Source organism: Campylobacter sp. CNRCH_2014_2849 (assembly GCF_025772845.1).
Lineage (GTDB): Bacteria > Campylobacterota > Campylobacteria > Campylobacterales > Campylobacteraceae > Campylobacter_D > Campylobacter_D lari_D.
The window spans coordinates 1-1,029 of record NZ_JAKMSW010000042.1; the positions used below are offsets into that span (position 1 = coordinate 1).

A 1,029-nucleotide genomic window follows, 5' to 3' on the forward strand; every position below is an offset into this window, starting at 1 on the left:
CTCAAGTTGGTATTAATGATGAAAATAATAATGATTGGGAATATGATGGTTCTTATAGAGGACAAATTTTTATCTTTAATAAAAAAGATAATAGATGTCGCTCTAAAGACAAATTTTTGGCTTAACTGAGGGTGGATGGGGGGGGGTGGTTACTGTGATAAAGATAAAGTATTTATAGGGCTTATACCTTGTAAAGAAGATAAAAAAAGCTAGCTAAATTCAATAAGCAAAATAGATGTGTAGAAGTTGGTGAATATTGCTCTAAAAAAATTAAATTCATAGTTTGTATTCAGCATAAAAAAACACACTGTTGTTTTAATTCAAAATTAGCAAGAATATTTAATGAACAAGGACGTCCACAAATTAAAAGAGGTTGGGGTTCTCCAAAAAGTCCTGATTGTAGAGGATTTACTCCAGAAGAATTTCAAAAGTTAGATTTTAGTGAAATAGATTTAAGTGAATTTATTGCTGATATTGTTGGAAATATTGATGTAGATAAAATACAAGCTGATTTTATAAAAATACAAGAAAAGATTGAAAGCAATCTTGAGAATTTAACAAGAAAACCTACTAATTAAAAAGAAAATAAAATTATAGAAAGGAGATAGAGTTTAGTTAAAAGTTTGTTTGGTAAAAGCCAAAGGGATTGTTCTAAACCCTGCAAAAGCAGGGGATACTCAATAAGCCTTGACATAGCAAAGTGTTAAGAGTATAATTATAAGGATAATTTTTGTTAGCATTATGCTCACCTCCCTTCTGGGCGGTAAATTAACGCTAAAGGGTTGCGCCCCTTTGGCGTTGCACCCTTAATATAATTATACCAAACAAACTCTTTAACTTCTTTAGTACAATTGATGAAAAGATTTTACATTTTATTCCTTAGTGCTTTAATTTTCGCATCTTCTTTATTATTTTATAGATTAATCATATTATCTTTACTTGGGGCTATGGTAAAGTAGCAAATGATATTTTACAAGTTATAAAAGATGTTATATCTTTGCTTCAATTAACTAATAAAAGTAAAGAATC

Annotated in this window: 1 pseudogene; it reads left to right on the top strand. The window is 29.2% G+C overall.

The features are described from left to right. Window positions 1–266: 266 nt before the first annotated feature. Window positions 267–578 (top strand): annotated as a pseudogene (traN, locus tag L8X33_RS08600) (conjugal transfer protein TraN); the annotation flags it as partial. Window positions 579–1,029: the final 451 nt, after the last annotated feature.